Consider the following 5,616-nt stretch of genomic DNA (forward strand, 5'->3'; position numbering starts at 1 on the left):
CCCAGCTCTATGATGTTTTCCTCAAACCCCAAGATTGGGCAAATTGGAAAATTAATTGATAATTGATAATTGGTAGTCAAATGTAGATGGTGGGCAGTGCCCACCCTACTGGGACGACACGACTAAAACCTAAAGCCTAAAACCTAAAGCAAATCTAATCATGTAGGCACTGCCCACCATCTAGGTTTCAGCCATTACCTATTGACTTATCACTGCCCACCATTTAGGTTTTACCCATTACCTACCCACTTAGACGCGATTGGTAGAGCGGTAAAATGGTTTTTTAACGACAGTCGCTGGATGTAACTTGCCCCGAATTTCGACTTCGACTATTTGCCCTAACTTGGCAAATTCCGCTGGTATATAGGCAAGAGCGATCGCTTGTCCGAGTGTTGGAGACATGGTACCACTAGTGACAATCCCTACAGTTTGACCTTCGATCGCGACTGGATAGTCATGACGAGCGATGTATCGCCCCTGCATATTCAGTCCGACTAATTTGCGGCTGACTCCGGCTGTCTTTTGCCGCTCCAAAACATCGCGCCCGATAAAATCACCCTTGGTATCAAGATGCACTACCCAACCTAAGCCAGCTTCTAGCGGCGTGGTAGTGTCGCTAATGTCCTGACCGTACAAACACATCGCCGCCTCCAATCGGAGCGTGTCGCGCGCGCCTAAACCGCAAGGCGTGACGCCCGATGCTAAAAGGGCATCCCACAATTTGACACCGATTTCGGGTGTTACCATGATTTCAAAGCCATCCTCGCCAGTGTAGCCAGTCCGGGCGATAAAAGCGGGGTTTTTAAAAATTAAAGCGCTAGAATGACCGAAATTCGTCAGCTTAGTCAGATCGATATCTACTAATGCCTGAAGATGACCGACTGTTTCTGGCCCTTGGACGGCAATTAACACGCGATCGGCAGTAAGATCTGTAAATTCGACCTGTGTGAGGTCTAGATGCGCCAGCAACCAGTCTTTGTCCTTATCTTTGGTGCCCGCATTCACAATCAAAACGACGTTGCCATCGCCCTCCTGATAGACGATGATGTCATCGATAATTCCCGCTTGGGGATTTAATAACACGGTATACTGCGCTTGTCCCGGCTGGAGCCGACTCAAGTCCGAAGGCACCAAACCCTGAAGCTGCTCGATTGCCCGATCGCCGCGCAGCGTAAACTTGCCCATATGGGAAATATCAAACATCCCCGCACGATCGCGAATGGCTTCATGCTCGGCGGTAATCCCACTAAACTGCACGGGCATCTCCCACCCCGAAAAGGCAGTCATTCTCGCGTCGATGGCGATCGCGCGATCGTACAATGGTGTTCGTAATGGTGGAGGCAATTCTAGTTGAGCCATCGAATTTTCAAGTTTTGCTGGGAAAGATTTACAGCGATCGATTCTTACATATTACTACCACGAAAACACCCGATCGCGGCAGATGTGCCGATCGCCCAAACCCATTTTAAAATGAGTACCAGTATCCTAATTTAAGTGAGTCACGTCTCTTGCCACAACAACAGATAAGCCAGGTCGTCATTATCGGTGCAGGGCCTGCGGGTTTGACGCTGGCAATGTTGCTCGCTCAGCGCGGTATTCAGGTCAAATTAGTGGAGGCTTCGCGCAGCTTTCAACGGACTTTTCGGGGTGAAGCGTTGATGCCCAGCGGCTTAGAAGCGATCGAGCAAATGGGACTAAGTGACGTTATTGCGGACATTCCCCATCGCGCTCTCGATGCGTGGGAGTTTATTATCGAAAGCCGCCGTTTGTTTCGCGTTGACGAACCGATGGAGCCGGGTGGGAAGCCGTGTACGCTAATCTCACAGCCAGCTTTTTTAGCTGCGGTATTAGCACGAGCTAGTCAGTGTCCGAATTTTGAATTTATTGATGGTACGGCGGTACGGGATTTAGTATGGGCTGAAGATCGGGTCGTGGGTGTAACTTTAGGCGATAATCGATCGATCTGGGCAGATCTGGTAATTGGGGCGGATGGGCGCAATTCGATCGTCCGCCAGCGGGCAAATCTAGACCTCGATCGCGAACCGCAAAGCTATGATATTCTGTGGTTTAAGCTCGCTAGCAGCCAGCCTTTTGAAGCTGAAAATATCTTTTATTCGGTGCTGGCTGGGAGCGATGGTTTTGGCTTATTTTTAGGTTCGGAAGGACAGTTGCAAGTCGGCTGGTCGTTGGAGCGGGAGGAGTCAGCACCTGCTGATAAGGCGTGGCAACAGTTGGATTGGGTGGAAAAATTGGCGACAGCTTCCCCCGATTGGTTAGCGGCTGTATTTCGAGAGCAAGCTGACTCGCTGGAGAAACCATTTTTATTATCGGTGACGGTGGGGCGTGCGCCGCGCTGGCATATGCTCGGACTGCTCCTGCTGGGCGATGCAGCGCATCCAATGTCGCCCATTCGCGCCCAGGGGATTAATATGTCCTTACGCGATGCGATCGTCGCTGCCAATCATCTAGTACCATTATTCCAGCAATCGTCATTTGCATCTGCGGCACTCGATCGCGTATTGCCGCAAATTCAAGCCGAACGCGAACCAGAAATCATCAAAGTCCAACAGCTCCAGCGTGCCGAAATCGCCCAAGGCGAACTGTTGCGAAATTATCCCTTACTGCGCTACGGTGCGAGTCGGATCGTACCCTCAATCCCCTTCCTCCAACGCCGGATTCGGCAATCTTGGATCGATCGTCAACTCCAGTTACGGCGAGGAATTACGTCAGTATCTTTAACGGTCTGAAGAGGGTAAGATGTATGGGCAATTAATCGGTAATTGTCCCTAACTGGCGATGCTTCAACAGTGCAATTCGCGTGTCAATGGCAGAAACTCCCCCTATGTTTGGCGCAGCCGCTCCTGTAGAGGATCGCTCCATGAGAATTTTAGCGATCGAATCCGATCCAGTAATTAGATCGGGATTGATAACTTGTCTGAATCGGTTTCCAGATCTCCAAGTGGCTGCGGAAGCTGAAGATGTCGATCGGGCTTGGCAATTTTTACTCGAAAACAACGATAAAATTAGTGACATCGATCTAATTTTATATGGATTACCATTGGATTTGTCGCTGCAAGATAGATCGAGTTTCCTGTTTTGTCAACAAGTTAAAGCCAAGTATCCCAATTTACCGATTTTAATACTAGCTACCGCCCAAAGTCCTGAGTTAGCTGCACTATTTCAAAGTGGAATTGAAGGCTATTGTGTGCGGGGTAGTTCGATTCTCGATTTGGTGAGCTGTATCCGTCGAATTGCTGCGGGTGAAACTAGTTGGACACCAGCAATTTTGCAACAGATAACGATCGGTAGTAAGCCAAGTTCGCGTAATTTAGTTAGTAATATTCGCGATCGATTGAGATTGGCAAGTCTTCAGCAGATTGAAACTACACTTATGCAGGTAAATAGCCAGCTCGATGGCGATCTGTCCGAACTAGATCGAGCGATTTTAGCCGGACGCAAGCGCGAATTAAATACCGCTCGCTGGCTGATCGATCGACTACTACCAGCAACTGCATCAGTAAATAGCGTACCAGATTTACCCTCGCAATTAGTCGCAGCACCACTACAAATTGTCTCGATTAGTTCAGATCGATTAGCTCAATCTTTATTCGATCGAATTGCCATAAAGTTACAATCGAGCTTAGAAAATCTTACGCCGACTGCCCTAGAAATTGACATTTTGCGCTCGGATAAGAAGCGCGAATTATTTTATCTAATCCTCAAACAGTTTGAAGGAATGTTAGATGAACTGCGCTTTTCGCAAGTAAAGATCGAGCAATTAGCAGCTAAGCAATCTGCGCTTATGCTGGATTTATGGGTGTCAGTAACGACCGATTTTTTTGGCAGATACCACACCCTCTCGATTAACGATCGATATGTCGAAATTATTCCCATCTTACTCCAAGATACCGCGATCGTCCAAGCTGAAATTTTAGCTAAAATTCCGCAATCGCTCGACTTATTAAATTACTTATTATTTAAAACACCCTTAACGATCGACAATACGATCGGGACATTTGGCAGTAGCATCGCCGAAGATCGGGCGTGTCTCCTCCTCGAAAACCTGACAATCCAGATGGCGAATGCCGTCATGCAACCATTACTAAATCGCTTTGGAAATTTAGAATCGATGAAATCGGGATTTTACGATCGCAGGTTGCTATCTAGTCGCGATATCGAACGCTTTCGGAACGATCTATCCTGGCGGTATCGGATCGATCGTTATATCGGCGAACCGCAAGCAATTTTTGAAAGCCAATATCGATTGTTTATCTTCACAGATTATGGGATTAAACGGATTGCTATTTATGCACCACGTCCTGAAGAATTGGAACGCCTAGCCGGAATTCCCTTGGTAGTCACATTAACCCTCGAAGTTAGAGATGCAATCTCACCCCGGTTGACATCAGCCACAACATTTCTTGGTAGTGGGGTCATCTACTTACTTACCGAAATTATCGGACGCGGCATCGGTTTAATCGGAAGAGGTATCATCAAAGGCATCGGTAATATTTGGCAAGAAACTAATCGAATTCGGAGATAAAAGCCGTGCAAAATACTCGTCTCACTACATTAATCGATCGCCTTGGCAACCAACTTACGCGGTGGGCTGAAAATCCGTGGCGACGACTATCGCTGATTATTATTAGCTTATTATTTGGGAACTTTCTAGCATCGGCGATTTCCACAACTACGGGACAAAGAACTAATCTAGATAGTGTCATCAGTCTAGTTTTACTCACGATTGTCGAATCGATCTCTTGGCTTACTTATGGGACGAGATTTGGACGGCGACAACTAGTAGAAGACACTGCTATTATCGGTCAACGTCCATTTTGGGTGGCGATTTTAAATAGCCTGAAATTGGGACTAGTTTATGGATTATTTGTCGAAGCCTTTAAACTCGGCAGTTAAGAGAAAGTCTAATTGCTTCGCTTCTAGATCTGAATCCCCCTAAATCCCCCTTCTTAAGGGGGACTTTAACTGAATCTTAGCCCCCTTTTTAAGGGGGTTTGGGGGATTTCCACCAATTTCGCTTCTCACCAAAGTGTATATATGGTAGCCTTTTCAAGGGGATTGGGGGGATTCAATCTATACTTTTCAAACACTCTCTAAGTAATTAATAATTCATTGCCGATCGAGACTCAATCTGGACGAGACGATCGTAAGATATAGCTAGTGGTGTAGTTTAGATAGAGTAAAAGCGGTGCTGGACATCAGACAGATTCGAGAAAATCCAGAATTAGTACAGACAAAACTAGATCTCCGAGGAGTGGGTGTCTACGACATTCAACCCATCCTCACTCTGGATAAACGCCAACGCGAGCTAGAATCTACCCGTAGTCAACTACAAGCCCGCAGTAACGAAATCGGCAAACTCGTCGGCGAGCAGATGCGAGCGGGAGTCGCCGCCACCGCACCCGAGATTCAAACCCTCAAAGACGAAGGCAATCAGGTGAAAGCGCAACTGAGCGAACTAGAGCCAGCCGAGCGCGAACTCAAAGCACAGATTCTCACCCTGATTTTACAACTACCCAACCTCCCTAGCGATACTACCCCGATCGGGAAAGGTGAAGAGGAGAACGTCGAGCTACGCAAGTGGGGCGACGAATATAT

At 47.5% G+C, this 5,616-nt stretch carries 4 protein-coding genes and 1 pseudogene; 4 read left to right on the top strand and 1 reads right to left on the bottom strand.

The features are described from left to right. Positions 1 to 249: 249 nt before the first annotated feature. A complete protein-coding gene (gcvT, locus tag RMO35_RS04820) occupies positions 250 to 1,359 on the bottom strand; it encodes a glycine cleavage system aminomethyltransferase GcvT (RefSeq protein ID WP_309738947.1) in 1,110 nt (369 codons plus the stop codon). 164 nt (positions 1,360 to 1,523) lie between these two features. Between gcvT and RMO35_RS04825 the strand changes: the two genes are divergently transcribed. The 4 genes and pseudogenes from RMO35_RS04825 to RMO35_RS04840 all read left to right on the top strand — a co-directional run. After that, entirely contained in the window at positions 1,524 to 2,747 is a 1,224-nt protein-coding gene (locus RMO35_RS04825; RefSeq protein ID WP_396135601.1) for an FAD-dependent oxidoreductase, read from the top strand. A 77-nt stretch (positions 2,748 to 2,824) separates the two neighbouring features. Next, complete coding sequence (locus RMO35_RS04830) at positions 2,825 to 4,543, top strand: DUF3685 domain-containing protein (protein WP_309738949.1); 1,719 nt, start codon at positions 2,825 to 2,827, stop codon at positions 4,541 to 4,543. Between the two features lie 5 nt (positions 4,544 to 4,548). Then, entirely contained in the window at positions 4,549 to 4,914 is a 366-nt protein-coding gene (locus RMO35_RS04835; RefSeq protein WP_309738950.1) for a DUF565 domain-containing protein, read from the top strand. A gap of 292 nt (positions 4,915 to 5,206) precedes the next feature. Further along, positions 5,207 to 5,616, top strand: a pseudogene (locus RMO35_RS04840) (serine--tRNA ligase); the annotation flags it as partial.

It is taken from the genome of Chamaesiphon sp. OTE_20_metabat_361 (genome assembly GCF_031364565.1).

Bases quoted from the DNA above. Each gene is read 5' to 3' on its own strand.
- gcvT (WP_309738947.1), bottom strand. From the start codon at position 1,359: ATGGCTCAACTAGAATTGCCTCCACCATTACGAACACCATTGTACGAT.
- RMO35_RS04830 (WP_309738949.1), top strand. From the start codon at position 2,825: ATGGCAGAAACTCCCCCTATGTTTGGCGCAGCCGCTCCTGTAGAGGAT.